Origin of the sequence: Nocardia xishanensis NBRC 101358 (genome assembly GCF_001613365.1) — a bacterium.
Classification (GTDB): domain Bacteria; phylum Actinomycetota; class Actinomycetes; order Mycobacteriales; family Mycobacteriaceae; genus Nocardia; species Nocardia xishanensis.
Genome location: NZ_BDCF01000006.1, coordinates 17,419 through 33,002 on the forward strand (window position 1 = coordinate 17,419; position 15,584 = coordinate 33,002).

15 protein-coding genes and 1 riboswitch are annotated in these 15,584 nt (G+C 69.5%); of the genes, 7 read left to right on the plus strand and 8 right to left on the minus strand.

Annotated features, from left to right (window positions below):
* Window positions 1-40: 40 nt before the first annotated feature.
* Window positions 41-394, minus strand: coding sequence for a DoxX family protein (locus tag NX1_RS06430; RefSeq protein WP_068055328.1), 354 nt, complete (start codon window positions 392-394; stop codon window positions 41-43).
* 92 nt (window positions 395-486) lie between these two features.
* Here NX1_RS06430 and NX1_RS06435 point away from each other — a divergent pair, with 92 nt between their 5' ends.
* Window positions 487-1,380: a LysR family transcriptional regulator gene (locus tag NX1_RS06435; protein ID WP_068055331.1), complete on the plus strand. Its 894-nt coding sequence runs from the start codon at window positions 487-489 to the stop codon at window positions 1,378-1,380.
* A gap of 56 nt (window positions 1,381-1,436) precedes the next feature.
* On the opposite strand, the gene NX1_RS06440 is transcribed toward NX1_RS06435, so the two are convergent.
* Entirely contained in the window at window positions 1,437-2,492 is a 1,056-nt protein-coding gene (locus NX1_RS06440) for an alpha/beta fold hydrolase (protein WP_068055334.1), read from the minus strand.
* 544 nt (window positions 2,493-3,036) lie between these two features.
* Here NX1_RS06440 and NX1_RS37770 point away from each other — a divergent pair.
* Together NX1_RS37770 and NX1_RS06450 are read left to right on the plus strand one after the other, a co-directional pair.
* Entirely contained in the window at window positions 3,037-3,498 is a 462-nt protein-coding gene (locus NX1_RS37770) for a DUF2752 domain-containing protein (protein WP_245668360.1), read from the plus strand.
* Between the two features lie 102 nt (window positions 3,499-3,600).
* Entirely contained in the window at window positions 3,601-3,786 is a 186-nt protein-coding gene (locus tag NX1_RS06450) for a hypothetical protein (protein WP_068055336.1), read from the plus strand.
* Between the two features lie 19 nt (window positions 3,787-3,805).
* Here the strand turns inward: NX1_RS06450 and NX1_RS06455 are convergent, their stop codons facing one another.
* From NX1_RS06455 to NX1_RS06465, 3 genes are all read right to left on the minus strand, one after another.
* Window positions 3,806-5,155: a M1 family metallopeptidase gene (locus NX1_RS06455; protein WP_068055339.1), complete on the minus strand. Its 1,350-nt coding sequence runs from the start codon at window positions 5,153-5,155 to the stop codon at window positions 3,806-3,808.
* Window positions 5,156-9,025, minus strand: a complete 3,870-nt coding sequence (locus NX1_RS06460; RefSeq protein ID WP_068055908.1) for a Pls/PosA family non-ribosomal peptide synthetase — start codon at window positions 9,023-9,025, stop codon at window positions 5,156-5,158.
* A gap of 239 nt (window positions 9,026-9,264) precedes the next feature.
* Entirely contained in the window at window positions 9,265-9,912 is a 648-nt protein-coding gene (locus NX1_RS06465) for a LysE family translocator (protein ID WP_068055342.1), read from the minus strand.
* Between the two features lie 100 nt (window positions 9,913-10,012).
* Window positions 10,013-10,126, plus strand: a riboswitch (SAM riboswitch).
* A gap of 46 nt (window positions 10,127-10,172) precedes the next feature.
* On the opposite strand from NX1_RS06465, the gene NX1_RS06470 reads away from it, so the two are divergent.
* The 3 genes from NX1_RS06470 (at window position 10,173) to NX1_RS06485 (ending at window position 12,887) form a co-directional block, all read left to right on the plus strand.
* A complete protein-coding gene (locus tag NX1_RS06470) occupies window positions 10,173-11,492 on the plus strand; it encodes an aminotransferase class V-fold PLP-dependent enzyme (protein ID WP_068055345.1) in 1,320 nt (439 codons plus the stop codon).
* A gap of 131 nt (window positions 11,493-11,623) precedes the next feature.
* Window positions 11,624-12,199 (plus strand): helix-turn-helix domain-containing protein, encoded by a 576-nt coding sequence (locus NX1_RS38850; protein ID WP_507762096.1) that lies wholly within the window; start codon window positions 11,624-11,626, stop codon window positions 12,197-12,199.
* A gap of 88 nt (window positions 12,200-12,287) precedes the next feature.
* Window positions 12,288-12,887 carry a Uma2 family endonuclease gene (locus NX1_RS06485; protein ID WP_068055351.1) on the plus strand — a complete coding sequence of 200 codons (600 nt, stop codon included), beginning with the start codon at window positions 12,288-12,290 and terminating at the stop codon, window positions 12,885-12,887.
* A 5-nt stretch (window positions 12,888-12,892) separates the two neighbouring features.
* Here NX1_RS06485 and NX1_RS06490 read toward each other — a convergent pair whose 3' ends face one another.
* The 3 genes from NX1_RS06490 to NX1_RS06500 all read right to left on the minus strand — a co-directional run bounded on the left by NX1_RS06490 (window position 12,893) and on the right by NX1_RS06500 (window position 14,466).
* Window positions 12,893-13,444, minus strand: a complete 552-nt coding sequence (locus NX1_RS06490) for a flavin reductase family protein (protein ID WP_068055355.1) — start codon at window positions 13,442-13,444, stop codon at window positions 12,893-12,895.
* A gap of 99 nt (window positions 13,445-13,543) precedes the next feature.
* A complete protein-coding gene (locus NX1_RS06495) occupies window positions 13,544-14,020 on the minus strand; it encodes a YbaK/EbsC family protein (RefSeq protein WP_068055359.1) in 477 nt (158 codons plus the stop codon).
* Between the two features lie 116 nt (window positions 14,021-14,136).
* Window positions 14,137-14,466: a 2-oxo-4-hydroxy-4-carboxy-5-ureidoimidazoline decarboxylase gene (locus NX1_RS06500; RefSeq protein WP_068055362.1), complete on the minus strand. Its 330-nt coding sequence runs from the start codon at window positions 14,464-14,466 to the stop codon at window positions 14,137-14,139.
* 201 nt (window positions 14,467-14,667) lie between these two features.
* Here NX1_RS06500 and NX1_RS06505 point away from each other — a divergent pair, with 201 nt between their 5' ends.
* Window positions 14,668-15,489, plus strand: coding sequence for a crotonase/enoyl-CoA hydratase family protein (locus NX1_RS06505; RefSeq protein WP_068055365.1), 822 nt, complete (start codon window positions 14,668-14,670; stop codon window positions 15,487-15,489).
* Window positions 15,490-15,584 lie beyond the last annotated feature (95 nt).

Genomic DNA, 15,584 nt, shown 5'->3' on the forward strand with positions numbered 1-15,584 from the left:
GCAGCCCGTCCGGCGGGTCGAGGTCGAACTAGGCCGTTGGTCATCCGAAGCGGTACGCCAGGGTAGCGGTGAGCGTGGCCGCGGTCAGCGCGAAAGCGGTCGCGGCCATGCCGAGCTGGTAGTCGCGGACCCGCAGGTGCGCGATGATCGCGCCGACGAAGTAGAGGACCAGACCCGTCGCCGCAGCGATGCCGACCGGCGGAACGACGAATCCGCCGACCAGTCCGAGCGCTCCCGCGCCGAGCAATATGCCCAGCGGTAGCATCCACGACTCGGGCGCCTGCACCTGTTTCGACGCCGCGACCGGAATGGGGTGGCGCACGAAATCCATCCAAGCCGCGGTCGCCGCGGCGAAGGCGGTGAGACAGGTCAGGGTGACATAGACGGCGAACACGGCGGGACCTTCCTGGCGGAGACGACCTTGTTCACCCAGTCTCGAATCGACGGCCGTTGTCGCACCAATACCTGTATCCATAACCTGGCGGCATGGATGTCGATACTCGGCTGCTGCGCTACTTCGCCGCCGTCGCCGAGGAGGGAAACCTCACCCGCGCGGCCGAACGGCTGTACGTGTCCCAACCGGCGCTCACGAAGCAGATCAAGCAGCTCGAAACCCTATTGGGTGCAAGTCTTTTCACTCGTTCGCGCGCGGGGATGGCGCTGACCGAGGCCGGGCGCGCCCTGGCGCTGCGGGTGCCCGGCTTGCTCGGCGACTGGAATCGCGCGCTGGCGGAGACCAATGCCGCGGCCGCGCTGGAGACCCGCGTCCTGCGTGTCGGCTTCCTCGCCAGCGCGGCCAACGAGGCGACTCGGAAGATCATCGCCGCGTTCGGTGAACGCAGGCCGGGCTGGCGGGTCGACATGCGCCAGAGCCCATGGTCCGACCCCACCGCGGGATTGGCCGAGGGCGGCGTGAACGTGGCACTGCTGCGGCTGCCGATTCCCGGTCAGGAATCGTGGCGGGTCGAGGTGCTGCTCACCGAGCCTCGCTGCGTCGTGCTGCCGACTACGCACCGGCTCTCCGATCGGGACGAGATCCCCTTCCGCGAGCTGCTCGACGAGCCCTTCGTCGCCGCACCGCAGGCGACCGGCCGGTGGCGCGACTACTGGCTGGCCGTCGACGAGCGGGATGGCGTTCCGCCGCGCATCGGTGCGGTCACCCAGCATCCGGACGACTGGCTCGAGGCGATCGCGAACGGATACGGCGTGGCACTGGCTCCGGCTTCCACCGCCCGCTTCTACCAGCGGCCCGGCGTGGTCTACCGGCCGGTGGTCGGCATCGCCGACAGCCAGGTCGGTGTCGCGTGGAGTCCGAACGACGACGACAACGCGCCCGTCCAGGACTTCGTCCGAAGTTGCCTGCGCTACAAGCAGGCCTGATCGAGTGTTGCTCCCGGGCTGGGCGCCGTTGGACCGGCCCGGGAGAACCCTTCGGGTCAGACCGCCGTGGCGCGGTGGTTGCCCGCGCCCTGAGCGATTCTGTCGATTTCGGCGTTGAATCGGTCGGCGGCCTCGACGTTGCCCAGGTGACCGGTGGGCCAGATCTGGTAATCGGCCAGCGAGCCCGCCGCCGTGAGCGCGTCGACGATGGGTCCGTTCATGCGGGCGGGCAGCAGACGATCGTGCTTGCCCGCGATGACAGTGGTGGGGACCGTCAGGTGCTTCGCCGAGTCGCCCAAGTCCAGGGCGGCGAGGGCGGCGGCGTGCAGGCCGCGGGTCAGCGGTCGGCAGGAGCGGACGATGCCGAGCGAGAAGGCGACCTCGTCGGCGGTCGCGTTCTTCGTCATCAACCTGGCTTTGATGACGGAGGTCACCAGCGGGCCGCCCGGCAGCGGCACCGGCGCGCTCAGCAGGGTCTCCGCGAACATCGGCGGCACGCGCACGTCCGCGCCGAACACCGTGACCGGACGGCGGGCCATCATCAGCGGCTTGTTCAACAGCGGGAGGAGATCGGTCTCGTGCCGAATCTCGCGGGCGGCGGTGTTCGCCAGCACCACGGCATTGGCGCGCGCGGGTACCTGCTCCGGGTAGCGGGCCGCCCAAGCCTGCAAGGTGATGCCGCCCATGCTGTGGCCGACGAGGGTGGCGCGCTTGCCGCGGGGCAAGGTGACGTCGAGGACGGCGGCCAGGTCGTCGGCGAGGGTTTCGCCGCTCGGCGCGATCCGTCCGAGCGTGCTCTCGCCGTGGCCGCGCTGATCGTAGGCGATCACGCGATAGCGCTCGGCAAGCGCGTTGATCTGCGGGTTCCAGTACTCGATGCAGCAGCTCCACCCATGGATGAGCACGATGACATCGCCGTCGGCGGGCCCGTACGCGTGCACGCGAAGCTTGGCGCCGTCGACTGTGGTGACCGGTATCGTTTCGGAGGGCACGGTCGGCTTGTTCAGCGAAGCGGTCGCGAACTTCCGGGATCGAAGTCCGGCTCGGTAGGCCGCGGTGAGCGGTTCGGCGCCGCGTATCCCCGCCAGTGTCTTCATCGACGTCACCAGCATTGTGCACTCCTTTGTGTCATCCGCCACATTACGGCGCAAGCAAAGGTGCTTGCAAGTGCAAGCGCTCCGTGACGGAAATCCTGGCGCATATCGGTGGATACCCAATATTCGGTCCGTTGAACTCTGCTCGAGAGGAGAAACATCGCGCGCGAGCGAAGTCTCTTCTGAGTGCATACGGCCCGAACGGTCACATCCGTTACATCGCCGCCCGGACGCGCGCTGCTATCGGAGGTATCCGATTGTTATGAATCGCTTTCTGCCGGCCGCCCGGATCTCGCTGGCGCGCAAGGGCTCGAGGAGCAGTTGGCCACCGCCCCGGCACCGGGGCGAGACGCCATCGCCAATCCGGAAGCGATGTTCGACGGGTGGTTCTGGGACGGCCGCCAAGCCGACTCCGAATGGGTGTGCGAAATCGGCTTTACCGCACAGCCGCGCCGCGCGGCCCGTCCTCGTCGACCCGGGAAGCGCCGATGGAAACCGCGCGGCGATAGCCGAATTCGATGCGGTAGCGGGAAGCCGCGCACCCCGGCTACCGTGGTTTCTCGTGGAGACCACGCACCTCGCCGCCCAGCCACCGTTCCCGCCGCAGCAGCGGGTGCGGCGCACGGGGTGGCGGGCGCTCGGCCTCCCCGCGCTCGCCGCGGGAGCGGGTATCGGTGCGGTGGTCCTGCTGCACTTCCGCGACCCGCACGTCGAGGGTTCGTACGGCATCTGCCCGGTCTACGGCCTGACCGGGTTGTACTGCCCGGGGTGCGGCGGCATGCGCGCCGTGCACAACCTCACCGACGGCCGGATCATGGACTCGCTGCACAGCAATCTGCTCGCCATTCCGCTGCTGATCGCCTTCGCGGTGTTCGTCGGGGACTGGGCGGTGCGCGCGTGGCGCGGCGAAGGTCCGCGCGTCCCCGACCTGCCGCGCCCGCTCATGTGGACGGTGCTGGCGCTGTTCCTCGTCTACTCGGTGCTGCGCAACACGCCGTGGGGCAGCTGGCTGGCTCCGGTCTGAGCGGAGCCGTCGCTATGGCCGTGGCGTGACGACGGACCGACGCTGGCCGCCCCTGTCCGAGCGCGCACGATTCTCTCGCCGCTGAGCGGGCAAGCTCTCGATATGACCGATTCACTCAAGACGCGGGTGCGTGAGAAGCTGCTGCGCCAGCTGGCCGAGGACGCTCCCGACGACGAACACGACGACCCGAGGCAGATCTCGGTTGCGGGCGATCTGGACGCCCTGGACAGCGTGGCCGAGGACGACCCGCTCGTCGAGGAGCTCGCCGCCCGCTACCTCGTGTTCTGAGCTGCTGCTGTTTTCGAACTCAGCGCGCGCCCGCCTGCCCGCCGATGGGCGGTAACTGGGGTAGCGGTTCCTCGCGCAGCCAGTTGTCCCACAGCGGGCGCAGCGGCACCAGGCTGTAGTGCCCGGCCAGATCGGTGAACTCCTCGGTGGTGACCGAGGAATGCCGGTAGCGCCGCACCCATTCGTGCAGCAGGTCGGCGAAGCCCGCCTCGCCGAGTTCGAGGCGCAGCGCGTGCAGGGTGAGCGCGCCGCGCTTGTACACCCGGTCGTCGAACATGCGCTTGGGACCGGGGTCTCCGATGACGATGTCCTGCGGCTGCCTGGCCAGGTTGTGCCGGGCGGCGCGGGCTAGTTGATCGGCGCTCGGCCCGCCAGAGGCCTCCGACCAGATCCATTCCGCGTAACAGGCGAAGCCTTCGTGCAGCCAGATGTCGCGCCATTTCCGCAACGTCAGGCTGTTGCCGAACCATTGGTGCGCCAGTTCGTGCGCGACCAGCCGTTCGGAGCCGCGACGGCCGTCGCAGTGGTTGGCGCCGAACACCGAGATGCCCTGGGCTTCGATCGGGATCTCCAGGTCGTCGTCGGTGATCACCACCGTGTACTCGCCGAACGGGTAGGGGCCGAACCGTTCGGTGAAGACTTCCATCATCCGCGCTTGCCGCGCGAAGTCGTGGTCGAACTCGGCGCGCAGCCGGGGCGGCACCAGCGCGTGCATCGGCACCGATCCCTGCGCCCCGCCGACGCGGTGCTTGCGGTACGGCCCGATCTGGATGGTGGCCAGGTAGCTCGACATCGGCTCCGGCTGTTCGTACACCCAGGTGGTCTGGCTGGCCTTGGTCTGCCTGCGCACCAGGGTGCCGTTGGCGAGCGCGTAGTACGGGCTGTCGGTGGTGAGCGAAATGCGGTAGCTGGCTTTGGAACTCGGGTGGTCGTCGCAGGGAAACCAGGACGCGGCGCCGTTGGGCTGGCTGGCCACGAGCGCTCCCTCGGACAGTTCTTCCCAGCCGACCTCGCCCCACGGCCCGCGCACCGGCTTCGGTACGCCCGCGTATTGGACGACCACCGAGAGCACCCCGCCCGCCGGAATCCGCTGCTGCGGCGTGACCACGAGCTTGCCGTGCTGGTGGGTGTATTTCGCGGCCTTGGCGCCGTTCACGAACACCTTCGAGACTGTCAGCGCCTGCGAGAGATCGAGACCGAAGCGTGGCTGCACGGCGGTGGTGACCGCGGTGATCTCCGCGCGCCCGGTCAGCCGGTTGCTGGCCACTTTGTAGGCGAGGTCCAGCTCGTACCGCGAGACGCGATAGCCCCGGTTCCCGTTCTGCGGCAGGTAATCGTCGATGGGGTCCGTGTAGAACTTGTCCCCCATTCAGCCCTCCTCGCCGGGGTCGTCGGTGCGCTGGGTCCACGGCGCGATCGGGTTGCCCCACCACCTGGTCGACGGCGGCACCGTGTCGCCGCGCATGACGAGCGAGGCGGGGCCGACGGTCGCGCCCGCGCCGAGACCGGCGGCGGGCAGGGCGACGCAGTGCGGGCCGAGGGTGGCTCCTGGCCCGAGGGTGACGGTGTCCATGGCCATGATCCGGTCGTGGAACAGATGGGTCTGCACCACGCAGCCTCGCTCCACCGTCGCGCCGTCGCCGAGTGTCACCAGGTCCGCCTCCGGTAGCCAGTAGGACTCGCACCATACCCCGCGGCCGATGCGCGCGCCGAGCGCGCGAAGCCACAGATTGAGCACGGGCGTCCCGGTCGCGGCGCGGGCGAACCAGGGCGCGGCGACGGTCTCCACGAACGTGTCCGACACCTCGTTGCGCCACACGAACGAGCTCCACAGCGGATGCTCCTCGGCCCGAATCCGCCCGACCAGCAACCACTTGGCGGCCACCGCGCTACCGCACGCCATCGCGCCCGCGCCCAGCAAGACGACGCCGCTGAGCAGCGCGGTGGGCAGATGTCCGATCCGCTGCGCCAGCCAGGCCAGCGTGAAGAGCACGCCGAGGCCGATGGCGAAGGTGACCAGCACCGGGATCAGCCTGCATGTCTCCACGACGGCCCGCGCCACGCGCAGCCGCGGCGACGGATCGAAGGTCCGGCGGGTATCGGCGGATTCGGAGGCGCGGCGCAGCCGCACCGGCGGACTGCCGAGCCACGAGGAGCCTGCCTTGGCCTTGGACGGCGCGGCCGAGAGCACGGCGACCAGTCCGTTCTTCGGCACCCTTCGGCCCGGCGCGGTCATGCCCGAGTTGCCGAGGAAGGCGCGCTTGCCGACTTTGGCCTCGCCGATGCGCAGCCAGCCGCCGCCGAGTTCGTAGCTCGCGATCATGGTGTCGTCGGCGAGGAAGGCGCCGTCGGCCACCGTGGTGAACTTCGGCAGCAGCAGCACGGTCGACGCCTCGACGTGCTTGCCGACCTTCGCGCCGAGCAGGCGCAGCCACAGCGGCGTCAGCAGGCTGGCGTAGAGCGGGAACAGGAAGTCGCGTGCCGAATCGAGCAGCCGTTCGGTGGCCCACGCCTGCCAGCCGACGCGGCTGCGCACCGGGTGGTAGCCCTCGGTCAACCCGATGGAGAACAGGCGAACCAGGACGATGGTCGCCGCGGCGTACACGCCGAGCGTGACCAGCGTGGCCACCGGCAGCATCGGGAATGCGCGGACCAAACCGTCGGTGAGCGTGGTGGTGTCCCGCACCCACCAGGCCAAGAACGCGCCGCCCGCGCCGATTCCAAGGATCGGGAGAGATGCGAGCGCCATCGAGGTGATGCCGAAGACGACGACCCAGTGCGGTGCGCGCGGCGGCGTGTGCGCGGGCCAGCGATGCCGCGCGCGGCCGACCTTCACCGCGGGGGAGCCCGCCCATTCCTGTTCGGCCTTGACCTTGCCCGATACCGCGGAGCCAGGGGCGACCTCGGCGTTCTTGCCGATCTTCGTGCCGGGCAAGAGGATCGAGCGCGCGCCGATCACCGCGCCGGGCCCGATGACGATCGGACCGATGTGCACGAGATCGCCGTCGATCCAGTAGCCGGAGAGGTCGACCTCCGGTTCCACGCTGCATCCGTCGCCCAGTTCGAGCATCCCGGTCGCCGGCGGCAGCGTGTGCAGGTCGACGCCCTTGCCGATGCGCGCGCCGAGCGCCCGCGCGAAGGGCACCATCCAGGGTGCGCCGGAGAGGTTCTCGGCGCCGCTGGCCTCGGACAGCCGCACCGCCGCCCACAGCCGCAGGTGCACCGAGCCGCCGCGCGGATAGCTGCCGGGCGTGATGCCGCGCAGTAGGGCGCGCGATCCCGCCACGCACAGCGCCATCCGGCCGGGCGGTGTGATGAACAGCAGGAACGCGATCAGCGCCCACCACCAGGACAGCCGGGGCAGCCAGGGCAGCGATCCCGACCATGCGGCGATATTGCCGACGATCGCCAGCCAGGTCAGCCACTGCAATCCGGTCAGGGTGGTCAGCGGCACCGTGGCGAGCACCTGCACCCACTGCGCGGTGCGCGGGGTCGGACGCACCGTGCGTTCCTCGACCGCGGCGGCGGGGGCGCTGGCGTCGAGCAGATCGGCGAGCGCGCCGAGGCGCGGGTGATCGTAGAGATCGGCGACGGCGATGCGCGGATACCGCTCGCGCAGCGCGGTGACCAACTGGGCGGCGGCGAGGGAGCCGCCGCCCAGGTCGAAGAAATCGGTGTCGGGGCCGGTCGCCTCGGCGCCGAGGATGGCGTCCCACAGCCCGGCGACCCAGCGCGCGGTGGGGGAGAGGCCGTCGCCGTCGGAGTCGGCGGCCTCGGCTTTGGGCAGCGGCCACGGCAGCGCGTCGCGATCGACCTTGCCCGACGTTCGGGTCGGCAGTTCGCCGACCACCGCGAGGCGTGGCACCAGTGGCGCGGGCAGCCGGTCGGCGAGCAGCTCGCGGGCGGCGTGCACGTCGAAATCGCCGTCCGGCCCGGTGAGATAGCCGACCAGGATCTTGTTGCCCGCCTTGGTGGTTCGGATCGCGGCGGCCGCGCCGGTGACGCCGGGAAGGTGCTGGAGCGCGTTGTCGATCTCGCCGAGTTCGATGCGGCGGCCGCCGAGTTTGATCTGGTCGTCGGCGCGGCCGAGGAAGACGAGTCCCGCGCGCTCGTTGCGGACCAGATCGCCGCTGCGATAGGCGCGTTCCCAGCCGAGCGTGGCGAGCGGAGCGTATTTCTCGGCGTCCTTGGCCGGATCGAGATAGCGGCCGAGACCGACGCCGCCGATGACGAGTTCGCCGGATCGGCCCTCGCCGACGGGATTGCCGTCGGCGTCGACCACGGCCAGATCCCAGCCGTCCAGTGGCAGGCCGATGCGAATCGGCGGCTCGCCGGTGAGCAGTGCCGCACACGCCACGACGGTCGCCTCGGTGGGGCCGTAGGTGTTCCACACCTCGCGCGTCGAATCCTCGCTGCCGGCAAGGCGTTCGGCGAGTTCCGGCGGCACCGCCTCGCCCCCGAAGATCAGCAGCCGGACCGGTTCCAGCGCCTCGGCGGGCCAGGTGGCGGCCAGCGTCGGCACCGTCGAGACGATGCTGATCTCGCGGCGGACCAGCCAGGGTCCGAGATCGGCGCCGGTGCGCACCAGCGCGCGCGGCGCGGGCACCAGGCAGGCGCCGTGCCGCCAGGCCAGCCACATCTCCTCGCAGGAGGCGTCGAACGCGACCGAGAGACCGGCGAGCACCCGGTCGCCGGGCCCGATCGGCGCGTCTCGCAGGAAGAGTCGCGCTTCGGCGTCGACGAAGGCGGCGGCGCTGCGGTGGGTGATCGCGACGCCCTTCGGTGTGCCGGTCGAGCCGGAGGTGAAGATGATCCAGGCGTCGTCTTCGGGGCTCGGCGGCGCGATTCGCGTTGCGGTGTCGGCTTTTTCGGTGCCGGGTCGAATTCCGTCCGCGCTGGCGACGGCGCTGACTTTCGCCTCGCCGAAGACGAGCCGGGCCCGCTCGTCGGGATCGTCGGCGTCGACGGGGACGTACGCCGCGCCCGCCCACAGCACGGCCAGGATCGTGATGTACAGATCGCTACTGCCCGAGGGCATTCGGACGCCGACCCGGTCGCCCGCGCGTACGCCCGCCGCGGCCAGCTCGGCGGCGCGGGTCTCGATCGCGGCGAGCAGTTCCCGATACGTGATGAGGATCTCGCCGTCGTCGAGGGCGTGCGCGTCGGGATGGGCCCGCGCGGTGGCCGTCAGGATGTCTACGAGAGTCCGCGGCGGGGGTGCGGCCGTGCCGCGCAGCATGGGGTCGGACAGCGCCTGCCCGGTCGTCGGGCTCTCGCCCACCGCGGTTTCTACCTGCGGCTGGAGCATCACGTCCGGCCCACCTCTCATAGACCTGCCTTGCGTTTCCCCGACCGTTGTTTCACAGAAGGGTTACCGATTGGCAAACGCCACGGTGACCAACTGACCACGGTACCCGCGGTATCGGTGAATCGCCGGGCGCGGCAGCGGCGTGCGGTGTGACTTCGATCGGCGTGTCGCTAGGCGGCCGACGCCGCGGTTCCGAGACCGAGCGCGGTGAGGATCCCGGCGCTGGCCTGCTCGAGCCGATCGCGGACCTTCGGGCTGCGCAAGAACGCCACCGCACGGGAGGCGAGCAGGGCGAGCAGGATCATTTCGACGGCGGCGACGGTGCATTCGACCGCGCCGAGCGCGAGGGTGTTCAGGAACGTGACTTCGGTCATGAACTGGGGCAGCACGGCCAGGTAGAACAGGCCGACCTTGGGATTGAACAGACACGAGACGACCCCGGCCGTGAACGCCGAGCGAACCGCGGGCGCACCGGCTTTCGCGTCGCCTTCCTGCACACCGGGATCGAGCTCGGCATCTGCCCGCGACCGTCGCTTGCGCAACTCCACCAGCGAGCGAATTCCCAGGTAAACCAGATAGATTCCGCCGACGACCTTCAGCGCGCGATACGCCGTCGCCGACTGCTCCAACAGCGCGGCGACACCCGCGGCCACCAGCACCGCCCACACCAGGCCGCCCAGCGCCGAACCCACCGCCGCGGCGATGCCAGGGCGCGCGTCGACGATCGAAAAGCGCAGCACCAGAAATGAATCCGGCCCCGGCGTGAGCGAAAGCAGGACGCACAGGCCGACGAAGCCGAGCAGCAGGGATGGCGTCACCCGTCGAGTGCAACGCAGTTCACCCCGTGGCGCAACCGACTTTCGGGCCGCGGAATCCGGCGGTTGACAGAGCGGCGGGCGGTCTGTCAGTCTCGGGACAGGTCATGAGTGCCAGCATCGAGCCCCGGCTAGCTGGTCGGCAACCCTCCTCCGCGGTGGGGTGCTCCGGGTGACGACCTGGCCGCCGTCCATCCGGACGCGGCAAGCGCGGACTCGACGAATCTCCCGATTGCGGGTCCCTGAGCCGACGGGATTACGTGATGACTGCTGTTGTGGACCAGAGCTGTGCCGCCCTCGCCCGGGTATCGGGTGACGACCTGCCTGTGCCGCTCGTCCAGGGCGGAACCAGCACCTACGCCAACTTCGACCACGCCGCGAGCGCGCCCGCGCTGGCCCAGGTCACCGACCGGATTCAGCGCCTGCTGCCGTACTACGCCAGCGTGCACCGCGGTGCGGGCTACGCCTCGCGCATCTCCACCGAGTGCTACGAGGCCGCGCGCGGTTCGGTCGCCCGTTTTCTCGACGCCGCCGACGATCAGGTGGTGGTGTTCACCCGCAACACCACCGACTCGCTGAACCTGCTCGCCGCGTGCGTCCCCGGCGAGACGGTAGTGCTCGACATCGAGCATCACGCCAATTTCCTGCCCTGGACGCGCAACGGCCGTCGCGTGGTGCGCGCCGCCGACACCATCGCCGAGACCGTCCGCTTGCTGGTGGCCGAGCTGTGCAGCAAGCCCGCCGCGCTGCTCGCGGTCACCGGGGCTTCGAACGTCACCGGCGAGGTGCTGCCGCTGGAGCGGCTCGCCGAAATCGCGCACCAGTGCGGCGCGCGCATTCTGGTCGACGCGGCACAGCTCGCGCCGCATCGTCGAATCAGCCTGCGCGAGAAGGGGATCGACTACCTCGCCTTTTCCGGTCACAAGCTGTACGCACCCTTCGGCGCCGGTGTGCTCGTCGGCCGCCGCGACTGGCTCGACCAAGCCGAGCCCTATCTCGCGGGCGGCGGCGCGGTCCGCTCGGTGAGCGCCGAGCGCACCGAATGGGCGCCCGCTCCGCAACGCCACGAGGCCGGATCGCCGAACGTGCTCGGCGTTGCCGCGCTCGCCGCCGCATGCGACGCGCTCGCCGCGATCGATCCCGATGGGTTGATCGCCCACGAGCGCCTGCTCGCCGAGCGCCTGCGCGACGGACTGTGTGCCATCCCCGGCGTCGAGACGCTGCGCATCTTCTGCGACAGCCCCGACACGGTCGGCATCGTGGCCTTCACCGTCGCCGGCTTCGCCCCCGGTCATGTCGCCGCCTACCTCTCGGCCGAACACGCCATCGGCGTCCGCGACGGCCGCTTCTGCGCGCACCCGCTGCTCGCCCGCCTGGGCCTCGACGGCGCACTGCGTGCCAGCATCGGCCTCGGCACCACCGCCGCCGACATCGACCGCCTCGTCGCCGCCGTCGCCACCCTCGTCGAGCACGGCCCCTCCTGGAACTACGCCCAGACCGACGGCCTCTGGAACCCCACCCCCGAAACCCGCCCCTTCACCGCCGACCCCGCCACCGGCGCCGCCCCCTGCCTCATCGCCTAGCGCGCCGGGCGACAGGATCCGCCGAAACCCCGAAAATAGCGCAGATGCTATATAGCATCTGCGCTATGGGATGGGGTACAGTCGAGTTGGAGCCGGAGGTACGCGCGTGGCTGGAAGCTCTTCCGTCCACGATGTTCGCCAGGGCGGCGTTCCATATCGACCTATTGGCCGACGTGGGATCACTGCTCGGCGAACCGCACACTCGCCAGCTGGACGGAAAGCTGCGGGAGCTGCGGTTCTACCTCGATAGCAACGCTTTCCGGGTGACCTACTGGATAGCCTCGGGTGCCGGATCGTGTTGCTTACTGTGTTCGCCAAGACGCGGATGCGGGAGCGGGCTGAGATCGAGCGAGCGCGGCGCGCTATGGAGCGCTGTGTCGCCGAGCGGCATACGGCCGAGGAGGTTGGTAACCATGGGTGAGCGATCGGACTGGTCGGAGATCCGGGACCGGAGGATGCAAGAGCCCGGTGCGGAAGAGGCTTATGCCGCCGCGCGATTGGCCTATCAGCTCGGTCGCGCCATCCGCCAGATGCGTGAGGACCGCGGATGGAGTCAGACGACGCTCGCTCAGGCCGCGGGCATGACTCAGTCGGCCGTAGCGCGGTTCGAAGCGGGCGGGACCATTCCGAGCCTGCCCGTGCTCGAGCGGCTGGCAGGCGCTCTGGACGCGGACCTCGTCGTCGAGGTGAAACCCCGGGTCGCGTAGGCCGCCGGGGTTACCGCTTCACGGCCGGTTCGGCGTGGTCTCGGCGGGATACTATCGGCGAGACCGTTTCCCGACCTGAGGTGGACCGATGAGCATTCTGCCTGCGTGGGCGACCGATCCGGGTGCGTTGCTCATCACGGAGGCGGGCTACGACGCGCTGCCGGAGGATGTGCAGCGGCAGATCGAAGTCATCGATGGTCACGTCATCTTCTGCCGCAGTGGCAGTTTTCAGCACAACAATGTGGCCCGGCGGCTGGCCAATGCTCTAGAGCAGGCGCGTCCGGCCGAACCGTGCACCGGTGTGGTCATCGACTTCGAGATGCACTACGTCAACGGCAGGCCGGGTAGTCCCGGGTTCTCCTTCCGCAGGCCTGATGTGGTGTTGCACCGGTGCGTCGAGGAGGATCGCAAGCTCACCACCGCCGACGCGCTGCTGGTCGTCGAGGTCGTGTCACCGGGCTCGGAGTACACCGACACCGTCGACAAGCGGGCCGAGTACGCGCACGAGGGGATTCCGCTCTATCTGGTGGTGCACCTCGATGCCGAGCGCCGGGTGAAGATCGTTCAGGAGTACCGGCTGGATTGGGCCAGTCGCTCCTATCGGCTGGCTGAAACGCACCAGGACGCCTTGCGACTGACCGGCCCGTTCCCGGTGGAGGTCGCGTTCAAGGAGCTGGACGGCGCCTGAGTCGCTCAGTCCTCCAGGGAGGACGGGCGGTGGTAGCGGCCGTTGTAGTAGAGCAGGGGTGCGGCGGCGGGCTTTTCGTCTGTGCTGTCGTGGACACGGGTGGCCAGGCCGACGACGAAGGTGTGGTCGCCGATGGGAATGAGTTGCTGGACGACGGCGCGGATCCAGATCGGGGTGCCGTGCAGGACGGGTTCGCCGGTGTCCAGAGTGGTCCACAGGGAGCGGTCGGTGAAGCGTTCCTCGGCCGTACGCGCGAAGCGCTTGGCGATGTGCTGCTGATGTTCGCCGAGGAAGTGGATGACCACGGAGTCGGCGTCGAGCATCGCGGCCATGCTGGACGAGGTGTGCGCGATGTTGAACGACACCAACGGCGGTTCCAGCGAGAGCGAGGCGAACGAGGTGGCGGTGAAGCCGACCGGCCCCTTCGGGCAGGAGAGCGTGACCACGGTGACACCCGCCGGATAGTGGCGCATGGACGCGCGGTACTGCTCGGCGGTGATTCCGCTCAGATCGTCGGGAATCCGGACGCCGGTGCGCGGGTGCGGTGCTTCGGTCACATGACGAAGCTACGCCCGATTCCCCTTCGCCGGACCGGCCATTTGATGTTCGATTGCCGTTCGCCCGGGAAGCCCGCAGGTCGCGAACGGGTGTGAGACTCAGTCCACATCGATGGGCAGCCCGGCGGTGATCCGCACCAACTCGCGGAACGACGTGCGGAACAGCGTGTTCGGATGCCCGCCCGCCGCCCACACCTCCGGGTGCCTGGCCAGCGCGTTGTCGACCCAGGTCGGCAGGTTGGTGGGATGTCCGACCGGCGCGACACCGCCGAGCGGCTGACCGGTCACCTGGCGCACCAGCTCGGCGGGCGCGCGGGTGAGCGTGCCTTCCAGGCGCGCGCCGGTCTGCTTCAGATCCACCTGGTGCGCGCCGGAGACCAGCAGCAGCACCGGGTCGTCGTCGAGCAGGAACACCAGCGATTTGATGATCGCGCCCACCTCGACGCCGAGGGCGCGCGCCGCGTCGGCGGCGGTGCGGGTGGGTGTCGGCTGATTGAGGATGACGCCGTGATGGCCGCGCGCGATCAGTGTGTCCGCGACTCGGCAGGCGACCGGAGGTAGCTGGGCCCTGCTCATGAAACCAGAGTAAGCGGCCCGGCGCGTCCGTTCGGGCCATGCGCGATTTCTCGGCGGACTTCGTCGGGTTCCGCCCGGCGAACGATTGCGGGCGGTACGCGGGACGGGTGCGTCGCTCAGTACTCCGGATAGCCCTCGGCCGGTCCGAGCATCGTGCTGATCCGCTCCTTCGTTATCCGCGACAGCTCAGCGGCGCACTGCGGATCACGGCACGAAATTGTTTCGTGGACAACGCATTCCAGCGCGCGATCCAGATCGTCGGGGGAGAGCGCGAGCAGCTCGGCGTCGGCCTTGGCCAGCAGCGCGTCGCGGTCGGGATAGGGCCGCGCGTCCGCGAGCGTGACCGCCCAGGTGACGTTGCCGCAGCATTCGAACATGGCGTGTACGGCGCGACCGTGCGGCAGGGTGTTGAAGCGGTCGAGGCCGATTCCGTGATGCATCAGCATGATTGCCTCCCAGCCCGGTGCGTTGGTTTGCTGACGGGACAATGATCCGCCTCACGCGGAGGTGGGAACCACTGCGATGCAGATGTTTTGCACAGGATTAACAGACCACGCCGAGCCGCCGACGGACCGCCCGCCGGCCCCGTTCCGCTGCCGCCTTGGATCCGCCGGGCCGGCCGGACAGGAAGCGTATACGCTGTACAAATGACTGATTGGCAGGCTTTCACCGTCGAGACCAAGGACCACGTCGCGCAGGTGACGCTGACCGGTCCCGGCAAGGGCAATGCGATGGGCCCTGACTTCTGGCGCGAACTTCCCGAGATCTTCCGCGGGCTCGACGCGGACCCGGAGGTGCGCGCCATCGTGCTCACCGGCTCGGGCGAGCACTTCTCCTACGGGCTCGACCTCCCCGCCATGGCGGGCACCTTCGGTCCGCTGCTCGCCGACAAGGCGCTGGCCGCCCCGCGCACCGACTTCCTCAAGGAGATCCGGCGGATGCAGGCTTCGGTCACCGCGGTGGCCGAGTGCACCAAGCCGGTCATCGCGGCGATCTCCGGCTGGTGCATCGGCGGCGGCCTCGACCTGGTCGCGGCCGTCGACATCCGCCTGGCCAGCGCGGACGCCAAGTTCAGCCTGCGCGAGGCCAAGGTCGCGATCGTCGCCGACATCGGTTCGCTGCACCGGCTGCCCGGCATCATCGGCGAGGGGCACCTGCGTGAGCTTGCCTACACCGGCAAGGACATCGACGCCGCGCGCGCCGAGAAGATCGGCCTGATCAACGACGTGTTCCCGGACCAGGACGCGGTGCTGGACGCGGCGCACGCCATGGCGCGCGAGATCGCCGCCAACCCGCCGCTGGTGGTGCAGGGCGTGAAGGACGTGCTGGATCAGAAGCGCGCCACAGAGGTGGCCGAGGGTCTGCGCTACGTGTCGGCGTGGAACGCGGCCTTCCTGCCTTCGGAGGACCTGACCGAGGCCATTCAGGCCGTCTTCGAGAAGCGCGCTCCGCAGTTCAAGGGTCGCTGAGCGGTTCGGCAGAGAATTTCGTTTGCCCCGGCCGTCCACGCACCGACATACTTGCGATGAACAACTAATTGATTGACGCAAGTAAAGGTGGCGGT